The sequence below is a fragment of the Albidovulum litorale genome (assembly GCF_025751495.1).
Classification (GTDB): Bacteria; Pseudomonadota; Alphaproteobacteria; order Rhodobacterales; family Rhodobacteraceae; genus Albidovulum; species Albidovulum litorale.
The window spans coordinates 647,551-668,048 of sequence record NZ_JAOWKZ010000003.1 but is presented as its reverse complement, the minus strand read 5'-3'; the positions used below and the strand labels follow the sequence as shown (position 1 = coordinate 668,048).

General features: G+C 61.6%; 23 protein-coding genes. 6 read left to right on the top strand and 17 right to left on the bottom strand.

Annotation, left to right across the window (positions count from 1 at the left end; translation table 11 throughout):
- Nucleotides 1-72: 72 nt before the first annotated feature.
- Both OEZ71_RS14180 and OEZ71_RS14175 read right to left on the bottom strand, forming a co-directional pair.
- On the bottom strand, nucleotides 73-603 hold the full coding sequence (locus tag OEZ71_RS14180) for an REP-associated tyrosine transposase (RefSeq protein ID WP_263740643.1): 531 nt from the start codon (nucleotides 601-603) through the stop codon (nucleotides 73-75).
- A gap of 96 nt (nucleotides 604-699) precedes the next feature.
- A complete protein-coding gene (locus OEZ71_RS14175; RefSeq protein ID WP_263740642.1) occupies nucleotides 700-981 on the bottom strand; it encodes a hypothetical protein in 282 nt (93 codons plus the stop codon).
- 285 nt (nucleotides 982-1,266) lie between these two features.
- On the opposite strand from OEZ71_RS14175, the gene OEZ71_RS14170 reads away from it, so the two are divergent.
- Nucleotides 1,267-1,569, top strand: a complete 303-nt coding sequence (locus tag OEZ71_RS14170; RefSeq protein WP_263740641.1) for a DUF4342 domain-containing protein — start codon at nucleotides 1,267-1,269, stop codon at nucleotides 1,567-1,569.
- A 63-nt stretch (nucleotides 1,570-1,632) separates the two neighbouring features.
- Here the strand turns inward: OEZ71_RS14170 and OEZ71_RS14165 are convergent, their stop codons facing one another.
- The gene (locus tag OEZ71_RS14165; protein ID WP_263740640.1) at nucleotides 1,633-1,914 is read right to left on the bottom strand and encodes a hypothetical protein; all 282 of its coding nucleotides are present in this window, start codon (nucleotides 1,912-1,914) and stop codon (nucleotides 1,633-1,635) included.
- A gap of 288 nt (nucleotides 1,915-2,202) precedes the next feature.
- Here OEZ71_RS14165 and OEZ71_RS14160 point away from each other — a divergent pair, with 288 nt between their 5' ends.
- On the top strand, nucleotides 2,203-2,529 hold the full coding sequence (locus OEZ71_RS14160) for an arsenate reductase family protein (RefSeq protein ID WP_263740639.1): 327 nt from the start codon (nucleotides 2,203-2,205) through the stop codon (nucleotides 2,527-2,529).
- A 47-nt stretch (nucleotides 2,530-2,576) separates the two neighbouring features.
- On the opposite strand, the gene OEZ71_RS14155 is transcribed toward OEZ71_RS14160, so the two are convergent.
- The 6 genes from OEZ71_RS14155 to thrS form a co-directional block, all read right to left on the bottom strand.
- Nucleotides 2,577-2,783: a cold-shock protein gene (locus tag OEZ71_RS14155; protein WP_105513230.1), complete on the bottom strand. Its 207-nt coding sequence runs from the start codon at nucleotides 2,781-2,783 to the stop codon at nucleotides 2,577-2,579.
- A gap of 174 nt (nucleotides 2,784-2,957) precedes the next feature.
- Nucleotides 2,958-3,497, bottom strand: a complete 540-nt coding sequence (locus OEZ71_RS14150) for a DoxX family protein (protein ID WP_263740638.1) — start codon at nucleotides 3,495-3,497, stop codon at nucleotides 2,958-2,960.
- On the bottom strand, nucleotides 3,494-4,237 hold the full coding sequence (locus OEZ71_RS14145; protein ID WP_263740637.1) for an HvfC/BufC N-terminal domain-containing protein: 744 nt from the start codon (nucleotides 4,235-4,237) through the stop codon (nucleotides 3,494-3,496). Before OEZ71_RS14145 ends, OEZ71_RS14150 begins: the two co-directional genes overlap by 4 nt.
- Nucleotides 4,234-5,088 carry an MNIO family bufferin maturase gene (bufB, locus tag OEZ71_RS14140; RefSeq protein WP_263740636.1) on the bottom strand — a complete coding sequence of 285 codons (855 nt, stop codon included), beginning with the start codon at nucleotides 5,086-5,088 and terminating at the stop codon, nucleotides 4,234-4,236. The genes OEZ71_RS14145 and bufB overlap by 4 nt, the downstream gene beginning before the upstream one ends.
- A 77-nt stretch (nucleotides 5,089-5,165) precedes the next feature.
- On the bottom strand, nucleotides 5,166-5,462 hold the full coding sequence (locus tag OEZ71_RS14135) for a BufA1 family periplasmic bufferin-type metallophore (protein WP_263740635.1): 297 nt from the start codon (nucleotides 5,460-5,462) through the stop codon (nucleotides 5,166-5,168).
- 192 nt (nucleotides 5,463-5,654) lie between these two features.
- Complete coding sequence (thrS, locus tag OEZ71_RS14130) at nucleotides 5,655-7,607, bottom strand: threonine--tRNA ligase (RefSeq protein WP_263740634.1); 1,953 nt, start codon at nucleotides 7,605-7,607, stop codon at nucleotides 5,655-5,657.
- A 155-nt stretch (nucleotides 7,608-7,762) separates the two neighbouring features.
- On the opposite strand from thrS, the gene OEZ71_RS14125 reads away from it, so the two are divergent.
- Complete coding sequence (locus OEZ71_RS14125; protein ID WP_263740633.1) at nucleotides 7,763-8,521, top strand: alpha/beta hydrolase; 759 nt, start codon at nucleotides 7,763-7,765, stop codon at nucleotides 8,519-8,521.
- Between the two features lie 4 nt (nucleotides 8,522-8,525).
- Here OEZ71_RS14125 and phaZ read toward each other — a convergent pair whose 3' ends face one another.
- A complete protein-coding gene (gene phaZ / locus OEZ71_RS14120; RefSeq protein WP_263740632.1) occupies nucleotides 8,526-9,803 on the bottom strand; it encodes a polyhydroxyalkanoate depolymerase in 1,278 nt (425 codons plus the stop codon).
- Between the two features lie 101 nt (nucleotides 9,804-9,904).
- Here phaZ and OEZ71_RS14115 point away from each other — a divergent pair, with 101 nt between their 5' ends.
- The 3 genes from OEZ71_RS14115 (at nucleotide 9,905) to phaR (ending at nucleotide 13,009) form a co-directional block, all read left to right on the top strand.
- Nucleotides 9,905-11,698 (top strand): PHA/PHB synthase family protein, encoded by a 1,794-nt coding sequence (locus OEZ71_RS14115; protein WP_263740631.1) that lies wholly within the window; start codon nucleotides 9,905-9,907, stop codon nucleotides 11,696-11,698.
- Between the two features lie 120 nt (nucleotides 11,699-11,818).
- A complete protein-coding gene (locus tag OEZ71_RS14110) occupies nucleotides 11,819-12,268 on the top strand; it encodes a phasin family protein (RefSeq protein WP_263740630.1) in 450 nt (149 codons plus the stop codon).
- Nucleotides 12,269-12,436: 168 nt separating this feature from the next.
- On the top strand, nucleotides 12,437-13,009 hold the full coding sequence (phaR, locus tag OEZ71_RS14105) for a polyhydroxyalkanoate synthesis repressor PhaR (protein WP_263740629.1): 573 nt from the start codon (nucleotides 12,437-12,439) through the stop codon (nucleotides 13,007-13,009).
- 66 nt (nucleotides 13,010-13,075) lie between these two features.
- On the opposite strand, the gene OEZ71_RS14100 is transcribed toward phaR, so the two are convergent.
- The 7 genes from OEZ71_RS14100 to OEZ71_RS14070 all read right to left on the bottom strand — a co-directional run bounded on the left by OEZ71_RS14100 (nucleotide 13,076) and on the right by OEZ71_RS14070 (nucleotide 20,490).
- A complete protein-coding gene (locus OEZ71_RS14100; protein WP_263740628.1) occupies nucleotides 13,076-14,272 on the bottom strand; it encodes a DegT/DnrJ/EryC1/StrS family aminotransferase in 1,197 nt (398 codons plus the stop codon).
- A gap of 107 nt (nucleotides 14,273-14,379) precedes the next feature.
- Nucleotides 14,380-15,738: a glutamine synthetase family protein gene (locus tag OEZ71_RS14095; protein ID WP_263740627.1), complete on the bottom strand. Its 1,359-nt coding sequence runs from the start codon at nucleotides 15,736-15,738 to the stop codon at nucleotides 14,380-14,382.
- 14 nt (nucleotides 15,739-15,752) lie between these two features.
- On the bottom strand, nucleotides 15,753-16,433 hold the full coding sequence (locus tag OEZ71_RS14090) for a type 1 glutamine amidotransferase (protein WP_263740626.1): 681 nt from the start codon (nucleotides 16,431-16,433) through the stop codon (nucleotides 15,753-15,755).
- Nucleotides 16,434-16,505: 72 nt separating this feature from the next.
- Nucleotides 16,506-17,843, bottom strand: coding sequence for a glutamine synthetase family protein (locus OEZ71_RS14085; protein WP_263740625.1), 1,338 nt, complete (start codon nucleotides 17,841-17,843; stop codon nucleotides 16,506-16,508).
- 197 nt (nucleotides 17,844-18,040) lie between these two features.
- Nucleotides 18,041-18,847, bottom strand: a complete 807-nt coding sequence (locus tag OEZ71_RS14080; RefSeq protein ID WP_263740624.1) for an ABC transporter permease — start codon at nucleotides 18,845-18,847, stop codon at nucleotides 18,041-18,043.
- A complete protein-coding gene (locus OEZ71_RS14075) occupies nucleotides 18,844-19,728 on the bottom strand; it encodes an ABC transporter permease (protein WP_263740623.1) in 885 nt (294 codons plus the stop codon). Before OEZ71_RS14075 ends, OEZ71_RS14080 begins: the two co-directional genes overlap by 4 nt.
- A gap of 42 nt (nucleotides 19,729-19,770) precedes the next feature.
- Nucleotides 19,771-20,490 carry a transporter substrate-binding domain-containing protein gene (locus OEZ71_RS14070; RefSeq protein WP_263740622.1) on the bottom strand — a complete coding sequence of 240 codons (720 nt, stop codon included), beginning with the start codon at nucleotides 20,488-20,490 and terminating at the stop codon, nucleotides 19,771-19,773.
- Between the last annotated feature and the right edge of the window lie 8 nt (nucleotides 20,491-20,498).

Below are 20,498 nucleotides of genomic sequence, written 5' to 3'. Positions count from 1 at the left end.
CCGAATTCACCCCTTTTTTCCGTCATCCCCGCCCCCTCTTCACACCACCCGGGTGCGCAATGAATGCGCACCCTACGGGTTCGTGCCGCCATCCCGATGAAATGACGAATACGGCCAATCTTCGGGCCGTTCGACCAACCCGTGCTTTACCGGGTTGATCCAACAATACCGGACATGCGCCTGATAATCCGCCTCGTCGCGGATGTGATGTTCCCAAAATCGTTTCTGCCATACCGGCGCTTCATCCTTGGGTAGGTCGGGGTTCACCCCGACTCTCTTCCGTCCCGCCCGCGCGCCGTACGGATTGGCGGGTGGAGTCGGGGTAAACCCCGACCTACGGATGACACGCGTGAACCGGGCCTTGATCGCCGCCATGCGCACCGAAAAATCCGCGTCCCCCTCTGGCAGGGTCCAGACGCAATGCATGTGGTCGGGCAACACGACCCATGCATCGATCGCAATGGGCCGCTCCGCCCGTGTCGCCCGTACCGCGTTGCGCAACGCCCCGATCTCGCGGACCAGAAGGTCCGAGCGGCGGTCGGCGAGCGCGACGGTAAAGAAGACCGTGGCGCCGGGGATGGTCGGGCGGCGGTAGCGGGACATGGCCGATGATCGGCGGGACACAGTTAAAGCGGGGTAAACCGCGGCGCCCCCGGGCGGGTTCAACCACGGGGCAGCGGCAGAGGTCGTTCACCCCCCTCAATAGACCGCCGCAAAGGCCTCTGCCTTCAGCGACGCCACGAGGTCGGGATTGTCCTTTTCCCAATCCTTGAACCGCAGATAGGCCGTCTGCATCGTCAGCGCGTGGTCGCGGGGCGCGAGGGTTGGCAGCGCCTGCCGTTCCTCGTCGCTCAGGAAATGGACCTTCACCGTCTCATAGACCCGGGAACACCGCAGGATGTCCCTGGCGCTGAGCCGGTTCTGGATCGCGGCCTGATCGCAAGCGTAGTAAAGCGCGGCAACAAATATGAAATCGGTCACAATAGTCCCCCTTCCGAAAAAGTGGGGTCCTTGGGTCACTACAGAAAATCGTACTGGACCCCGTTATATGCCCGGTGCTCTCCGGAACGTTTTTTTAAGCCTTCGATGATGTCAGCATCGCCGTGAGCCACGTAGTCGGGTATACCCGCCCCTCGCTTTGCGCATTATGAGGGGCGGCAACAACCTGAACGTGCGGCCTGTCCGCGCCCCTTTTGATCCCTGTCAACGACAGCCGCGCCGACTCGGCCCATGGTCCGCGCAGCCATCAGATGGAGGGCCAAAGCGATGACCGACACCGACCCCAAAGACCCGAAGAAACGTACCTGGACCGAAGAGATCGAGGTCGCGGGCGATCAGCTTGTGGCGCGGGTGAAGGAGCTTGCCGCCGAGGCGGAGGTCAAGCGCATCCGCATCACCGAACCCGATGGTGATCTGGTTCTGGAAGTGCCGCTGACCATCGGTGCGCTTGCCGGGGGCGCGGTCGTGCTGGCAGCACCCCTTCTGGCAGTGATCGGCGCGCTTGCCGCCTTCGTCACCAAGGTGAAGATCGAGATCGTCCGCACCGACCCGCCGGAAACCGGCGCCTGACGCTGTCGGGACGGATGCCATACGCCTGCCATACGTTTTGCAGACGCGGATCCGACGCGGTTATCAGGCTGCCAGAAGCGCCAGCCGGATGCGGTCGCGCAGCGAGCGGCGCTGCATCCGGATCGAGACGACATAGGCCTCGGGCCCGACACGGTCGACGATCTGGCCGAGCGTCGGCGTTTCGTCGAACAACTCATCGTGCGTGGTCTGCCCGTCGGTCGTAACCGTCACGCAGATATGGGAAATCGTCGCCAAGGCCCGGCGCCGCCCCTGCCGCGCCTGGTCGATCATGCGGCGGCCGGTCTCGGTCGACAACCGCTCGATCAGGTCATTTGATACTGTCATTGTGCCCCCTTCCGCGCACCCCGTGAGGGCAGGGCCGCGGAACGTATTCCGTTCTTTGTTGCTGCTAAACGAGACTCGTACTGCCCACCTGCACTGTTGCTAAAACGCCATGAAGATTTTCGCAATGGCACGAAGTGTTGACATTGCGGAAACGACGAAAAGCTGCCGACGGTGGTCGGATTTCCGCCGATCGCGGTGGCCCATCAGATCCCCACCGGCAAAGATCCGCCCAGTTCTTGTGTTACGCAATGTTTCGGTGTCTACGGGTTGGGGAGATGGGGGCTGGCGATGATCCTGTACGGGCTGAAAAACTGCGATACCTGCCGCAAGGCGCAGAAAGCGCTCATGGCGGCGGGGCATGAGGTGACGTTTCGCGATGTCCGCGACGAACCGCTGTCACAGGCAGAAATCGCAGGCTTTCACACCGCCTTCGGAGACCGCCTGATCAACCGCGCCTCCACCACCTGGCGCGGGCTGTCCGAGTATGAACGCGGAGGCCCGCCCGAGGCTTTGCTCGCCGCCCACCCGGCGCTGATGAAGCGACCTGTGATCGACCACGACGGGCACCTGACCCTCGGCTGGGGCAAGGATGTGCAGGCCGAGTTTCTGGCATGAAAAAGGCCCGCGCCGGGCGCGGGCCTTGATGTCCTGGTCCCGAGGGCTCAGAGCAGTTTGAGATCGCCAGCCGAAGACCGGCCATCGCGGCCCGACTGCATCTCGTAGGATACTTTCTGATTGTCGGCGAGCGTCTTCAGACCGGCGCGTTCGACGGCGGAAATGTGCACAAACACATCCTTGCCGCCATCGTCCGGCGCGATGAAGCCGAAGCCCTTGGTGGTGTTGAACCATTTCACGGTGCCAGTGGCCATCCGTTTCTCCTCCGTCGTAGTTCCCCGAGCGTCATTGCCGGGGCCGTGCAGCCAGGTCTTTCGGGTCTTCCGGCTGCCCCATAGAGAGGGAGGCGGTAGGAAAGTCTGCGTTCACGCGAGGCGAATGATGAGCGATTCCCTTAAAAAATCAAGATTGTTGACGGAAAAGGGGTTTCAGGATCGTCTGCCGGCCAGAATCCGGTCCACAGACAGCGGGCCCGCTCCCATCAGCACGAGGGTCATGAGCAGCGTGATCCAGAGCGCCCGCTGATCGAGGATGAGCGCCCCGGACGCCGCGTCGAACCAGCGACCGAGATCATCGCCGCCGACACCATGACCATGGACGTCCGTCAGGCTTTGCACGATGACGAAGCCGATCATGCCGATAGCCGCAAACCGGGTGAAAAGCCCGATGATGATGCAGAGCGGCAGCAGAACCTCGGCCCAGGTTCCCGCCATCACCACGGCCCAATGGAACGTGGTCAGCTGCGAGAAGTCGTAACCCGCCGCTTCGATCGCCTTGGGGAAGATCTGGTAATAGGCCCCGTCGGACGGGGTGAAGAGCCCGGCAAAGCCCTCGCCGAACTTGGTGCGGGCGGAGTTCCAGAAATAGATCAGGAGAACGCCGGCAAAGGTCAGCCGGGCGAGCGTCGGCAGGGTGACGGGGGCGAGGCGCGACAGGCCGTTGGCAAAGCGGTCATAAAGGGCGATCACGTCTGGTCTCCGGGGTTGACGGCGGTGATGGCGCGGGTCGCGAGCAATAGGCCCAGCGTCGCGGTCAGGTCGAATTCCGGTCCCGCCTCAAGCGCTTCGGCCACGGCCGCGCCCTGCATCAGCGCGGCGATGAAGGGGGCGGCGCCGTCGGGCAGGCGATGCGGTTCGGGGTCATAGTCCGGTCGTGCGATCAGCACGTCCTCGGCCACGGCGGATTTCGGCGCTTCGGTGCCACGCATGTTTGCCGACCAGATCGCGTGGATCGGCCAGCGCGAGCGGATGAGGCGGAGCGACGGGGCGAGCGTGGGGCGCGACGCCATGAGCGTATCCGGGGATAATGCCTGCAGGGCCTCTGCGGACACGGATGTGGCATCCGCCGCGTGATAGCTTTCGCGCAGGGCAAGCTCCAGCCGGGCGATATCGGGCAGGTAGCCAAGGTGCTGAACCGGCGGGAAATTTTCCAGAAATTCCGGCATGTCGCGGCCGTAATGCATCATCAGGGGTGATGTCGGCGGATGGGCGCGGAGATGCTCGCGCGCCATGGCCGTGAAGAACTCTTCCCCCACCAGTTTGCGGATCACCGGGAACGCCTGCCGCAGGGCTTCTGTCAGCGAGACCGTGACATTGTTGCGGTAGACGTCGAACCGACGCCCGGCGGGGCGGCCCTGCGGGTCGGCCAGACCTGCCGGGGCCGGACGCTCCGGGTTCAGCAAAGCCGCACGAAACTCAGTCTGGCTCATGCGATGACCTTGTCGAGAATGCGGGCGGCGCGGCTGGCCTCGTCGGCCAGCACGGGCCAATCGGGAACGTCGTTGTCCCATTCGATCAGCGTGGGTTTCGGGCCCGATATTGCGATCGTATGGGCATAGAGCTGCCAGACCGGATCGACGACTTCGCTGCCATGCGCGTCGATCAGCAGGGGCGCCCCCATGTCGTCAGTATCCTCGTCATGGCCGCCAAGATGAATCTCGCCCACTAGTTGATGCGGGAAGCGGTCAATATAGTCGTAAGGATCGGTCTGCCGGTTTGTGCAGGAAACGAAGACGTTGTTGACGTCGAGTAGCAGCCCGCAGCCGGTGCGTCTGGCGACCTCGGTCAGGAACTCGATCTCGCCCATATTGGTCTCGGTGAAGTTCACGTAGACTGAGGGGTTTTCGAGCAGCATCCGGCGGCCGACATGATCCTGCACCTCAGCGATGTGGTCTGCGACGCGCTCAAGGGTTGCGTCTGTGTAGGGTAGCGGCAACAGATCGTTCAGGAACTCCGCGCCATGGGTAGACCAGGCGAGATGTTCCGAGAAGCTCGCCGGGTCAACCCAGTCACAGAGATGTTTCAGGCGCGCAAGGTGATCGCGGTTCAGGGGGCCTTCTCCGCCGATGGAGAGGCCGACGCCGTGGACCGAGATCGGGAACCGTTCGGCAAGGTAACGAAGCTGTGCAAGTGGGCGGCCACCGTCACCCATGTAGTTTTCTGCATGGATCTCGAGCCATTTCACCGGTTCTGCATCCTGCAAAATGTTCGAAAAGTGCTGGGGCTTGTAACCGATGCCGGGCCGGGGTGGCAGCTGACGCTTGGCGGATTGGTCGAGCATGGTGTCCCCCTTGGTCGTCCGTAGTCAGCGGTCGCGGTCGGCACCCCCGGCCATATGCCGGAGGTGCCCAATCAATCTCAGCCCTGCGGCAGGTCGCGGTCAAGGGCTTCGAGCGAACCCATGCGGCCGTCCGGCAGTTCCATGGTTTCGCAGGTGCCGGCAGGGACCAGCGTCCAGGCGTTGCCCTGGTAGTCCACTTTCGAGGTGCCGGCGCAGGTCGTGCCCGGGCCCGCGGCGCAGTCGTTCTTACCGGCGAGCGCAACGCCGAAGCACTTTTCCTTGTCGTCCTGTGCGGCGGCAGGCGTCACGAAATGCGCGGAGAGAGCGGCGGCGAGCGAACCGGCAACGGCGAGGGTCTTCATCGAGTGAGACATGGGTACTTCCCTTGTTAATGTTCAGATCGTCGTATCTTCGACAATTCGGACCCTAGCGGCAGGGCCCGGTCTCTGGCCACTCACGAAGCTGTGGGGCCACAACCGCGTGAAGTCCTGAAACACTTTCGGATGGTTTTCCGATCGTCAAAACAAAACGGGCGCCTCTGTCGTGGCGCCCGTAATGGTTTGTTATTATTTGTTTTTCAGGTCCGGCGGCGTCGCCTCGGCGGTGAAGGTTTCAAGTGCTGCGGCTAGGTCCAACGTTTCGGTCCGGTTCTCGCCAAGCCGCCTGACTGAAACAGTCCGGGTCTCGACCTCCTTCATGCCGATGGCCATGATCACGGGGACTTTACCAACCGAATGCTCGCGCACCTTGTAGTTGATCTTCTCGTTCCGCGTATCGGCCTCGGCCCGGATACCGGCGGCGCGCAGCTTGGCCACCACCTCGGCCACGTAGTCGTCGGCATCCGAGACAATCGAGGCGACGACGACCTGACGGGGGGCGAGCCAGAACGGCAGCTTGCCCGCATAGTTCTCGATGAGAATCCCGAGGAAACGCTCGAACGAGCCGAGGATCGCGCGGTGCAGCATGACCGGGCGATGCTTGGCCCCGTCCTCACCCACATATTCCGCGCCGAGCCGGACCGGCAGGTTGAAGTCGGCCTGGAATGTGCCGCATTGCCATTCGCGGCCGATGGCGTCGGTCAGCTTGAAATCGAGCTTCGGCCCGTAGAAGGCGCCTTCACCCGGATCGACCTCATAATCATTCGTGACCTTCCGCACCGCGCTTTCCAGCGCGGTTTCGGCCTTGTCCCAGATCTCGTCGCTGCCCACCCGCACATCGGGACGGGTGGAAAGCTTGATGTCGAACTGGGTGAAGCCAAGGTCGCTGTAGATCGACGAGAGAAGCCCGATGAAGCCCGCGCATTCCTGTTCGATCTGATCCTCGGTGCAGAAGATATGCGCGTCGTCCTGCACGAAACCGCGCACCCGCATGAGACCATGCATGGAGCCTGAGGATTCATAACGGTGGCAGGAGCCGAATTCGGCCAGCCGCAGCGGCAGATCGCGGTAGGACTTCAGGCCCTGATTGTAGACCTGCACATGGCAGGGGCAGTTCATCGGCTTCAGCGCGTTGGTGCGCTTTTCCTTGGCGTGTTCCTCCTCGACCTCGACGATGAACATGTTTTCGCGGTAGGCCTCCCAATGGCCCGACCGTTCCCAGAGGACACGATCGACGACCTGCGGAGTCTTGATTTCCTTGTAGCCCGCAGTGCGCAGACGGCGGCGCATGTAGTCCTCAAGCTCGCGGTAAATCGTCCAGCCGTTCGGATGCCAGAACACCATGCCGGGGGCTTCTTCCTGAAGGTGGAAAAGCTCCATCTCGCGGCCGAGCTTGCGGTGGTCGCGTTTGGCGGCCTCTTCCAGCATGGTCAGATGCGCCTTCAGATCATCGCGATTCTTGAAGGCGACGCCGTAGATGCGCTGAAGCTGCTTTTTCGTGTGATCGCCGCGCCAATAGGCACCCGCGACGGACATCAGCTTGAAGGCGTCGGCGGGAAGCTGGCCCGTATGCTGAAGATGCGGGCCGCGGCAGAGGTCCTGCCAATGGCCGTGCCAGTACATGCGTAGAGGCTCATCGCCCGGGATCGCCTCGATCAGCTCGACCTTGAAGGGCTCTTTCTTCTCGACATAGTGCTTGATCGCGCGCGACCGGTCCCAGACCTCGGTCCGGACCGGATCGCGTTCATTGATGATCGCCTTCATTTCCTTCTCAATCGCGCCGAGGTCTTCGGGCGTGAAGGGCTCGTCCCGGTCGAAATCGTAGTACCAGCCGTTCTCGATCACCGGGCCGATGGTGACCTTGACCTCGGGCCACAGCTTCTGGACCGCGCGGGCCATGACATGGGCGAAGTCGTGGCGGATGAGTTCCAGCGCCTGGGCGTCGTCCTTCATCGTGTGGATGGCGATCTGCGCGTCGGCCTCGATGGGCCATTGCAGGTCCCAGTGCTGGCCGTCGATGCTGGCCGAGATTGCGGCCTTGGCGAGCGACGGTGCGATGGAGGCGGCCACATCGGCGGCGGTCACGCCCTTGTCGTAGTCGCGCGCATTGCCATCGGGGAATGTCAGGGAAATCTGGCTCATGGCCTAGCTCCTCGTCGGTTTGGCGCCCACGGAACGCCCGGTTGCGGGTGATGTTTCGGCTTTATTGGTGGATCGCGTGGGGGAAGTCAACGGCCGGGGGTTCCACCCCCGGACCCCCGGGAGTATTTGAGAACAGAAGAAGCAGGGGGACGCCGATGAGTGAGATGCTGAAGACGCAGGACGGCCGCGAGATTGCCTATGACCGCATCGATGGCGCCGGCCCTGGCGTGGTGTTTTTGGGTGGGTTCCGGTCGGACAAGGAAGGCACCAAGGCGCTGGCACTGGAGGCATGGGCGAAACGCCATGGCCGCGCCTTCCTGCGCTTCGACTATTCCGGGCACGGGCAATCCTCGGGCGATTTTCTCGACGGGTGCATCGGTGACTGGTTCGAGGATGCGCGGGCCGCGATTCTGGAACTGACCGAAGGGCCTCAGGTTCTGGTCGGTTCGTCGATGGGGGGCTGGATTTCGCTGCTGATGGCGCGGGAATACCCTGAAAAGGTCGCGGGATTGGTGACGATTGCCGCCGCGCCGGACTTTACCGAGGACGGGATGTGGGCGGAGTTTTCCGATACCCAGCGGCAGGAGCTGATCGAGGCGGGGCAGGTGGCCCTGCCGTCGGATTATTCCGATGAGCCCTATATCATCACGAAACGGCTGATCGAGGACGGGCGCGGGCGTCTGGTGCTGCGCACCCCCCTCAACCTGCCGATGCCGGTCAGGATGCTGCAGGGAACGGCCGATGCCGATGTGCCGGTCTCGGTCGCGGTGCGGCTGATCGAACATGCGACGGGGCCGGATATCAGGCTAACACTGGTCAAGGATGCCGACCACCGGTTTTCCACACCCGAATGCTTGAAGCTGATCGAGCTCAGCGTGCTGAAGGTAATCCAGCGGATCGGTGAGGTGGCCTGACTGCTCAGACGGCGCGAATGGCAGTTTTTGCGGCTGAGCGGCGGCGCGGAGCGCTGGAATTGGCGTCGAAGAAATCCAGCACCAGCGGCCGGATATTATTGCGCCAGGACTTGCCCGCGAAGATGCCGTAATGGCCTGCGCCGGGTTCTACGTGGCTCGCCTTTTTCGACTCAGGCAGGCCGGTGCAGAGACCAAGTGCTGCAAGACACTGGCCGGGGGCCGAGATGTCATCTTTCTCACCCTCGATGACATGCACCGCCACATCGGTGATCTTGCCGATATCGACCTGATGACCGGCGACCGAGAAAGTGTTCTGCGCGATCTCGCGGTTCTTGAAGATCCGTTCGACCGTCGAGAGGTAAAACTCCGCCGTCATATCCATGACCGAGAGATATTCGTCATAGAAACGGTTATGGGCGTCGCGTTCGCCATCCTCGCCCTTCGCTGCGGCGGTGATCTTGTCGGAAAAAGCCTGGGCGTGGCGGTCCATGTTCATCGAGATGAAGGAGGCGAGTTGCAACAGGCCCGGATAGACCAGCCGCCCGGCACCGGCATATTTGAAGCCGACGCGCTGGATCGCGAGGTGCTCAAGCTGACCCATCGTCAGACGGCGGCCGAAATCGGTCACCTCGGTCGGGGCCGCGTCCGGATCAACCGGGCCACCGATCAGCGTCAGCGTCCGGGGCTGCGCGGCCGGATCGGTTTCGGCCAGAAGGGCGGTCGCGGCGAGTGTGATCGGAACCGGCTGGCAGACCGCGACGACATGGATGTCAGGGCCGAGATGGCGCATGAAATCGACGAGGTAGGCGGCATAATCCTCGATATCGAACTTTCCGGCGCTGACCGGAATATCGCGGGCATTGTGCCAGTCGGTGACATAGACGTCGCAATCGGGCAGCAGGCTTTTGACGGTCGAGCGCAACAAAGTGGAATAGTGACCCGACATCGGCGCCACCAGAAGAACGCGGCGCGGCATCGGATCGCGGCCGACGACCTTGAAATGGATGAGGCTGCCGAAGGGGCGGTCGACAAGGGTCTCGATCTCGACCAGATGATCGCGGTCATCCTCGCCCACCACGGTGCGGATGCCCCAGTCGGGCTTGATCACCATGCGGGCAAAGCTGCGTTCGGTCACCCGGCCCCAGGCGGACATCACCTTGAACATCGGATGCGGCACCAGTCCCCAGACCGGATAGGACGCCATGGCGCGGGCCGAAGCGCCCAGCCATTCATTGGTATTGCGGGCGCTCTCCATCAGGTCGTAAGAGAACATACTCTTCATGATGGCGTCTCCTTTGCCGGCACCGTTACCGAATCGTCGCTTTTCCTGCGGTCGCAACATCGTTATGCTGCACTGCAACAGAGTAGGAAGGAAAGGTTAATATGACAACCGATCTCAACGTCCCTACCGAGAATCTTGAGAAACTGACGTCAAATCTCACCAGATTGGAGGAATTGACTCAGCGTCTGGTTCAGGCGGTTTCGCAGAAACGCGCGCCGAATCCTGCGGTGGAAGCGCCCGGGATGGGATTGTTTACCCATGCGGTGACTGCCTATTGGAAAGAGGCGATGGAGAACCCCGGCAAGCTGATCGAACAGCAGGCCACGCTCTGGGGCAAGACGCTGAAGCACTATATCGACGCGCAGCACGCGCTTGCCTCGGGCAAGTTCACCGCGCCCGAGGACGACACGCCGACCGACCGGCGGTTTTCAAACCCGCTATGGAAAACCCATCCCTATTTCAACTTCGTCAAGCAGCAGTATTTCCGCAATGTCGAAGCGATGGAGATGGCGCTGTCGGATATCGACGATCTGGAACCGCATGAGCGCAAGCGGGTGGAACATTTCGCCCATCAGCTGATGGACATGCTCGCGCCGACGAATTTCCTCGCCACCAATCCCGACGCACTGGAACGCGCGGTTGAGACCGATGGCGAAAGCCTGGTGAAGGGGCTGGAAAACCTCGTCCACGACATCGAGAGCAACCACGGCGATTTCCTCGTGCGGCTGGCCGATCCCGATGCCTTTGCTCTCGGCGACAATATCGGCGCGACCGAAGGTGCGGTTGTCTATCGCAACCGGATGATCGAGCTGATCCAGTACAAGGCGACGACCGAGAAGGTGCATGCGACGCCGATCGTGATTTTCCCGCCCTGGATTAACAAGTTCTACATCATGGACCTCAAGCCCTCGAATTCGCTGATCAAGTGGATCGTCGATCAGGGCTATACTCTGTTTGTTGTCAGCTGGAAGAATCCCGACAAGAGCTATGCCGATGTCGGCCTCGACGAATATGTCGAGGAAGGGTTCATCGCGGCCATCGAAGAGGCCAAGAAGATCACCGGTGAAAAGCAAGTCAATGCCGTCGGCTACTGCATTGCCGGAACGACCCTGACCCTGACGCAGGCGGTTCTGGCCAAGCGTGGCGACAAGTCGGTCAAATCGGCCACCTTCTTCACCACGCTCACGGATTTCTCTGATCCCGGCGAAGTGTCGGTCTTCCTCGACGACGATTTCATTGACGGGATTGAGGAACAGGTCGGGCGCGACGGCTATCTCGATAAGTATTTCATGGCGCGGACCTTCTCCTTCCTGCGCTCGAATGACCTCGTCTATGCGCCCGCGATCCGCAACTACATGCTGGGCGACAAGCCGCCGGCCTTCGATCTTCTCTACTGGAACGGTGACGGGACCAACCTGCCCGCGAAGATGGCGGTCGAATACCTGCGCTGGATCTGTCAGGCGAACCGGCTGGCCGATGGCACGATCGAGATCTGCGGCGAGACGATCGGGCTGAAGGACGTGAAGATTCCGTTGTTCGCTGTGGCCTGCGAGGCAGATCACATCGCGCCGTGGAAAGGGTCGTTCAACGGCATCCGGCAATATGGCTCGAAGGACAAGACCTTTGTCGTTTCGCAATCCGGCCATATCGCGGGGATCATCAATCCGCCCACGAAGAACAAGTACGGTCATTACACCAATGACGCCGAGATGGGCGAGGCCGATGACTGGCTGGCCACAGCGACCTTCCATGAAGGCAGCTGGTGGCCACGCTGGGAAGCATGGGTGAAACCACGCGCGGGCAAGATGGTTGAGGCGCGTGAACTGGGCGATTCGAAGCACCCGGTTCTGGCGCCAGCGCCCGGAACCTACGTTACCGAGACGCCAATCATCTGAAAAATAAGCCGAAAAACTTTTTTCTGCACCGCAGCAAAAACACTTGAAATGCTGCGTCGCAGCATCTATCTTCATTGCAGACGCAGAAAGGGCAATCGCCCATGCTCAGGAGATAGACAGATGCAGAAGACCCAGGACTTCACCAAAGTCATGAATGACATGGCTGCCGCTTTCCCGTTCGACGCGAAAGCTCTTCAGGACACGTTCAAGACCTCCGCCGTTCTCGGCGAGAAGGTCGCCAAGGTTGCTCTCGAAGCTGCCGAAAAGTCGAACGAGATCTCGTCCAAGTGGACGAAAGAAACGCTCGGCAAGGTTGGCGCGCTGACCGCCGTCAAGGACGAGCCGGCTGACTATTCGAAGGCCGTTTCGGACTTCGCTTCGTCCGCTGCCGAACTGGCCGCCGCGAACCTCGCCGCTTTCGCGGAAGTCGCGAAGAAAGCCCAGATGGAAACCGTCGAACTGATGCTTGCCGCTGGCAAGGACTTCTCGGAAGACGCGACCGCCGCTGTCAAGAAGGCCCAGGCCGAAGTGACCGCTGCCGCGAAGAAAGCCACCGCTTCGGTGAAGTAAGTTCGAATTCGGTAACGAGTAACGGTTTTACGGTCTCCTAACTCCTCCCTGTCGGTGAGACCGCACTCAGGCGGGCACGTTGTGCCCGCCTTTTCTTTTGGTTGTGTTTTCTGCCGCGCGGCTTAATCTCGCTGCAACGCAAAAGAATGATCCTGGGGAGGATGGCTGATGGCCGACGACGCCAAGCCGCTGCTGATTAAACGCTATGCGAGCCGGCGGCTCTACAACACGGAAACCAGCGACTATGTGACGCTGGAGGATATCGCCGCCTTCATCCGCGACGGACGCGAGGTGCAGATCGTCGATCTGAAATCCGGCGACGACCTGACCCGGCAGTATTTGCTGCAGATTATTGCCGAGCACGAAAGCCGGGGCGAAAGCGTGTTGCCCATCGACGTGCTGACCGATCTGGTGCGCAGCTATACGACGAATGCGCAAAGCGTGGTGCCGCAGTTTCTGGCCGCGAGCTTTGAAATGCTGCGCGAGGGTCAGTCGAAGATGCTGGAAAACCTTTCGACCTTCCCCAATCCCATGGCTTCGATGCCGGGCTTTGATGCGCTTCAGCGCCAGCAGCAGGCTTTCCTGAAGTCGATCATGGGCGGGTTCTCGGGATCGTCCGGTCCCGAACCGGAGGAAGAGGAACCGGCGCCGAAACCGAAGGCGAAAGCCAAGAGCGGCGAGGATCTGGAAGCGATAAAGAAGCAGTTGGCAGAGTTGCAGTCTAAGCTGTCGAAGCTCTGACGGTGTCGCCGGTGGCCCGGTCAGGGGCCTCCGGCGGGAGTATTTTCGGACAGAAAGTGTTGCGGGTTAGGTTCCCTTGATGTCGTCAGCGGCTGCGACCAGCGCATCCGCGATGATGTCAAGCTCAGGCCTCGTCAGGCGTGCAGGCAGGCGCAGATCGCAGGCGCGCATCAGCATCGCGCGGGTCTTGGGCAGGTCAGGCAGGTCGCCGAGGAACTGCCAGTTCCAGTAAGCGCGGGCATTGTCGGCCGAAAGGCCGAAGACCTGCACGCTGACGCCACGTGCCTTGGCCGCGTCCTGAAAGGCGCGGGCCTCATCGTCGGTCTCAAAACCCGTCAGGTTGAACTGGAGCGAATCCGGCGCGCGCTTTTCCTGTTTCAGGGCAGGGGGCACGTCGATCCACGCGGAGGTGTTCAACCGTTCTGCGACGTAGTCATGATTGCGCCGCCCGGCGACGACACGGGGCTCGATCTCGCCGATCTGCGACCGGATCACGGCTGCGGACAGGTTCTGCATACGCATGTTGTAAAGCGGCAGCCTGTTCTGCCAGTTCAGGAAGCTGTTCTGCAGGCCGGGATGTTTCTTCCAGTTATGCTCATAGGCGCCCGACATGATCACTGCACGGGCGGCAAGTTCGGGGTCGTCGGTGACGAACATGCCGCCTTCGCCCGCATTCACCAGCTTGTAGGATTGGAAGGAAAAGCAGCCGATCTTGCCGATCGTGCCGATCTTGCGCCCCGACCAGAGCGTGCCAAGTGAATGGGCGGCGTCCTCGATGACCGGCAGACCGCGCGCATCGCATTCCGCCATGATCGCGTCCATGTCAGAGGTATGGCCGCGCATATGGCTGATCAGGACGGCATCCGCCCCGTCGAGCTTTGCGCGGAAATCGTCAAGGTCGATGCGGAAGTTCGGCCCGACCTCGACCAGAACCGGCGTGCAATCGGCATGGACGACCGCCGAGGGCACGGCGGCGAAAGTAAAGGCCGGGATCAGGACCCGCGCGCCGCGCGGCAGGTCCAGCGCCTTCAGTGCAAGGAAAAGTGCCGCCGAACAGGACGATACGGCGAGCGCATAGCGCGTGCCCATGAAGGCGGCGAATTCCGCCTCCAAGAGCGCCACCGGCGCGCCTTCGGGCGCGGTATAGCGGAAGAGGTCGCCGGTGCTCAGCAGCCGGTCAATCTCGGCCCGCGCTGCCTCTGGGATAGGCTCTGCCTGATAGGGATCGGGGGCTTTCGCTTGGGCGAGGGCGACACCAGCCATATTTCACCTTTTTGAAATCTCAGATTTCACTATTCCTTACCTCAGGCTTTCGCCAAACGCCACAGGCCGCCCGAAGGCGGCCTGTGAAAATCAGCGGAAAGTTGCGCTTAGACGTTCAGGAGCAGATGCTCGCGTTCCCACGGGCTGATGACCTGCAGGAACTCCTTGTACTCGTTCCGCTTCACCGCCTCGTAGATGTCGCAGAATTCGCTCCCCAGCACATCGCGCACCGGCTGACATTCTGAGAAGAGGTCGAGTGCATCGCCGAGTGTCGTCGGCAACTCGTCGCTGTCGATATAGGCGTTCCCGACCTTCTCGGGCCGCGGCATCTTCTTTTCCATCAGGCCGAGATAGCCACAGACCATGGTTGCGACCATGCCGAGATAGGGGTTGCAATCCATCCCCGGCAGGCGGTTTTCCAGACGCCGGGCGGCAGGCTCCGAGATCGGAACGCGCAGGCCCGTTGTCCGGTTGTCGCGGCCCCATTCAAGGTTGATGGGCGCGGCGAAGTCCGGGACATAGCGGCGATAAGAGTTCACGTAGGGCGCCATCAGGGCCACCACGGCGGGCAGGTAGTTCTGCATGCCGGCGATGAAATGCATGAAGGCGTCGGTTTCGTTGCCCTTCGCATCGGCAAAGATGTTCTTGCCGGTCTTGATGTCGACGACCGACTGGTGGATGTGCATCGCGCTGCCCGGTTCGCCCTCGATCGGCTTGGCCATGAAGGTGGCGAAACTGTCGTGGCGGAGGGCCGCCTCGCGGATCAGGCGCTTGAAGTAGAAGACCTCGTCCGCCAGCACGACCGGATCGCCGTGGCTGAGATTCAGTTCCACCTGACCCGCGCCGCCTTCCTGCACGATACCGTCGATCTCCAGCCCCTGCGCCTCGGCAAAGTCGTAGATATCGTCAATGACCTTGCCGTATTCGTCGACGGCGGACATCGAATAGGCCTGATTGGCCATCACCCGGCGGCCGGACCGGCCAACCGGAGGAATGACCGGCTGGTTGGGGTCGATGTTGCGGGCGACGATGTAGAACTCCATCTCGGGCGCGACGATCGGGCGCCAGCCCTGATCGGCATAGAGCTTAACCAGATGCTTCAGGACGTTGCGCGGCGCCATCGGTACAGGCTCGCCCTTCTGGTCCAGCACGTCATGGATGACCTGCAAGGTCCAGTCCGCCGTCCACGGCACTGCCGTCGCGGTCGAGAAATCGGGCACCAGCACCATGTCGGGCTCGGTGAATTCGCTTTCATCCGGCATGTCGGCGTAGTCGCCCGTGATCGTCTGGGCGAAGATCGAGTTGGGCAGATGGAAAAATTTCTGCTTGCCGAATTTGGAGGCGGGCATCGCCTTGCCCTTGGCCACGCCGGCAAGGTCCGAGACGAGGCATTCCACCTCGTCCAGACGGCGTCCGGCGATATATTCCTGGGCGGCTTCGGGCAGTTTCTGGGTCCAGTCGGACATGAGTCACACTGCTTTCAGTTTCGGGTTTGCTTGAAGAAATTCGCGATCTGATCGGCAATCGCGGTCGAGGAATTGGTGGGCGCAAAACGGGCGCGAGCGGCGTCCATGATCTCGTCGGGGACAAGGCCCTTGCCGCGCGTCGTCATCAGCCCGTCGATAAAGTCGTTGCCGTATTCGGGATGGGCTTGAACAGTGTAGGCGCGGTCGTCGTAAAGCAGTGCTGCATGTTCGCAGAAGGCATTGGTGCCGACGGTTTCGGCGACGGCGGGTTTTTCGACGACCTGATCCTGATGCCAGGCGTTGAGGTTCACGGTCTCGCCGTTGAACTGATAGTCCTGCGGGCCAACGGCCCAGCCACCCTTGAACTTCTCCACCTTGCCGCCCAATGCCTGCGCGATGATCTGGTGGCCAAAGCAGATGCCGACCATCGGCACCTTTTCGGCATAGGCCTTGCGGATGAACTCCTCCAGCGGCTTGATAAAGGGATGATCCTCATAGGCGCCATGGCGCGAGCCGGTGATCAGCCAGCCGTCGCAGTCATGGACGCTTTCGGGAAACTCCATCCCCTCCACATGGTAGGACGTGAAGTCGAGCCCGCGCCCCGCCAGCAGCCGGGCGAACATGTCCGGGTAGTCGCCCATCTTGTCGCGAAGGACGTCGGGGGCCTGGCCGGTCTGAAGGATGCCGATACGCATTTTGATCTCTTGGTTCGCGGTTTGCAGAAAGGGTGCGCCGGGCCGCAAGGCTTTGCAAGCGGCCCTTTGCGGTCAGACGGTGTCGAGATAGATCTCGGTCTTCTCCTCGGGTGACAGTTCCGCCATGTAATGCACTTCCTGACGCTTGGTCATGACGAGGTTGCGGATCAGTTCCTTGGGGAAGATACGCGCGACCATTTCGCTGTTCTCGAAGGCGTCGATGGCCTCTTCCCAAGTTTCGCACAGAAGCGGCAGATCCTCGATCGCATAGGCGTTGCCGGTGATGGGCTTTGGCGGCTCCATCTGATCCTCGATCCCGATCAGGGCCGCGCCGAGGATACCGGCGAGCATCAGATAGGGGTTCACATCGCCCCCCGCGACACGGTGTTCGATGCGCCGCGCGGCCGGATTGCCCGATGGGATGCGGATCGCCGAGGTGCGGTTCTCGTAAGCCCAGCAGATGGCGTTCGGCGCATGCGATTCCGGGATCAGGCGGTCATAGGAGTTGGCATGCGGTGCGAAGAGAAGCGTGCAGTCGCGCATCGCGGCAAGGCAGCCCGCGACGGCGTGGCGCAGCATGTCCGACCCTTCCGGCCCGTCATTGGAAAAGACGTTGTCGCCGTCCTTGTCGATGACCGAAAAATGGGTGTGAAGACCGTTGCCGGAATATTCCGGATAGGGCTTGGCCATGAAACTGGCGGCGAAGCCGTGATGGCGGGCCATGCCCTTCAGAAGCATCTTGAACAGCCAGGCATCGTCTGCCGCGCGCAAGGCGTCGTCGCAATGCATCAGGTTGATCTCGAACTGGCCCAGCCCCGATTCCGAAATTGCGGTATCGGCCGGGATATCCATCTCTTCACAGGCATCATAGAGGTCGGTGAAGAACGTGTCGAAACTGTCCAGCGCGCGGATCGACATGATCTCGGCCGCCTTGCGGCGCTTGCCCGAACGGGGCGAGAGCGGAACCTGCAGGTTCTTGCCCGAATCGTCGATCAGGAAAAACTCCAGCTCCATCGCGCAGACCGGCGTCAGGCCGCGCTTCTTGTAGCGTGCGACAACGCTGGACAACGCATGACGGGGGTCACCTTCATAAGGCTTGCCGTTTTCGCGATACATCCAGATCGGCAGAAGGGCCGAGGGGCTGTCGAGCCACGGCATCGGCATGAAGCCGCGTTCGGTGGGCTTTAGGATACCGTCCTTGTCGCCGCTTTCGAAAACAAGCGGGCTGTCGTCAATATCCTCGCCCCAGATGTCGAGGTTCAAGACCGACATCGGGAAGCGGGTACCGTTTTCCACGACGGCATCGGCGAAGCGGACGGGCACGCGCTTGCCGCGCGGCTGTCCATTGAGGTCCGCGGCGGCCACACGGATCGTGCGCACCTCGGGGTGTTTTCTGAGCCAGTTCTTCATCGTCTCACCTGAACGGGTCCGAGCCGTGGTTCCGAAACCGCCTTGGTTGGGACGTATCAGTCCGCCCGGCAGCATCGGCCCATGCCCTTGGGCCTTAGCTGTTTATGATCAAATTACGGGTCGGGGGCTTGGTGCGCCGCCAAGTGTCGGAAAAACGGGCCGTCACTTGCATCCACAATTTGATCAAATCATAGATACTACCGGATCAGCTGTGGACGCAAGCGAATTTTGCTGCGGGTGTCTTGCGGCAGGTGCCGGTTGAGCCGCGCATTCACCCGACCGAAGAGAAATATGACGGTTAGCGTCAGCAGGATGAAGTAAAAGGCGAGGATCGGGTAGGGGATAAAGGGGTTGAAGGTCTTGTCGGCGAAATACTGGGCGTAATACAGCGCGTCGCCTTTCTGCTTGATCGTCGGGAAGCCCGAGAAGAAGACCAGCGTCGTGGCATGGAAAAGAAAGATTGCCTCGTTCGTGTAGGCGGGCCAGCCAAGGCGCAGCATGGTCGGCCAGATGATCCGGCGGAAACGGCTCCAGCCCGACATGCCATAGGCATCGGCGGCCTCGATATCGCCCTTCGGAATGGATTGCAGTGCGCCGTAGAAGATCTCGGCCGAATAGGCGGCGGTATTGAGAAAAAGTACGATCAGCGCCCCGAGTGCCGCCGCCGTGAGTGGGGCAAAGGCCGCATACGAGGTCTTCAGGCTCAGGAACAGGAAATAGGCGAAGAAGAACTGGATGAAGAGCGGCGAGCCCCGGAAGACGAAGACGAACCACTCGGCGGGCTTGCGCAGCCAGGGATTGCGCGCGGCCTTGCCCATTGCGACGGCGGTGGCCAGCACGAAGCCGGAGACCAGCGCCAGCGTGCCGAAATAGATATTCCAGATCATGCCCGAGCCGATCAGCGTGAACTGCTGGCAGAGCGTGAAATCGGATCGTGGCAACAGCCGTTCGCCATGGCCAAGGCTGCGTAGCCCGTAATCTGCGATGGTTTCCCAGCAACTCATGCCGCCGCCTTTCGCTGTGCCTCGCCAGCCATGGTCGCCTGCCCCTTGGTCAGACGCCGCATGATCTTTTCGAGAACGATTTCTGACACACGGGTGAAGCCGAGATAGAAGATCAGAAGCGCCGCGAAGTACCACATCCGCCAGTCGGGATGCGGGTAATCGGTGAACTGCGCGGTCTTGGACCCGCCAAGTTCGCGCGCCCAATAGACGATATCCTCGACACCGAGCAGGAACAGAAGGGGCGTCGCCTTGATCAGCACCATCCAGAGGTTGGAAAGGCCGGGCAGGGCATAGACCCACATCTGCGGCACGAGAATGCGCCAGAAGGCTTGTCGATTGCTCATCCCGTAAGCCTCGGCCGTTTCGATCTGGGCGCGCGGCACGGCCTGCATCGCGCCATAAAGCACGTTGGCCGCAAACGCGCCGAAGACGATGGCGAAGGTCAGGACGGCAAGGAAAAATCCATAGGTTTCATGCACCCATTGCGCTGCAGTGCCGAGCGGCAGCTTGGCCTCGGCGCAGACCACGAAATCGTTGCCCTGCCAGACTTCCTGATCCCAGTCGGGGCATTTCACCTTGTGGCGAACCCATTCGAACGCCTGATCAAGCGCGATGACGAAGAAGAGGAAAAAGGCGATATCCGGCACGCCGCGCACGACCGAGATATAGGTCTTGCCGAACCAGCTGAGCGGCGCGAACCGGCTGCGGGCCGCCGAGGCGCCACCAAAGCCGAAGAGAAGCGCTGTGGGGGCGGTGATCGCCAGCAGCAGCAGCACCGTTCCCACGGCCCAATAGATCGATTGGTGCTTGCCTGTGGTCAGGTAGCAGCTGAGCCAGCTCAGGCCCTCAAGCATGCCGGGATCGGTGCAATAGCTGAACATGGGTCAAATCGGGCGGGGCCTGATGGGCCCCGCCCTTCATCCTCAGAAGACGAGTGCTTCTTCGCCGAACCACTTCTTGATCATGGCGTTCAGCGTGCCGTCATCTTTCATCGACTGGATCGCGGCGTCGAACTTGCCCTTGAGCTCGGCGTCCGATTCCCGCACGCCCATGCCGATGCCGCCGCCGAGCGGCACGTCGTCGCCGACGAAGGTCAGTTCGCCGTTCGATTCAGCCACGATCGGGACGAGGAAGTCCTTGTCGGCCAGAACCGCATCAGCCTCGCCATTACGGACGGCGGCGATGGTTTCGTCCGGGGTCGGGAATTCAAGCAGAGTGGCGCCGGTTTCGGCGACATGACCGGCCTGGATGGTCGCGGCCTGCGCGGCAATTACGCCCGACAGGTCGACATCGGCGGAAAGGCCGACATAGGCCGAAGCTGCCGGCGGTGTGTAGTTCTGCGTGAAATCGATGACTTCGTCGCGCTCGTCGGTGATCGACATGCCGGCGATGATCGTATCGTAGTTGCCCGAGACGAGGTTCGGAATGATCGAATCCCAGTCGTTGGTCACCCATTCGCAGGTCAGTTCGGCGCGGGCGCAAAGCTCGTCGCCGAGTTCCCGCTCAAACCCGTCCACTTCGCCGGCGTCGTTGATGAAGTTGTACGGAGGATAGGCGCCCTCGGTGCCCATGCGCACGGTCTGGGCCGAGGCAAGCCCGGCGGACAGTGCCAGCACGGCGGCGGAAAGGATCAACTTGTTCATTAGGTTAC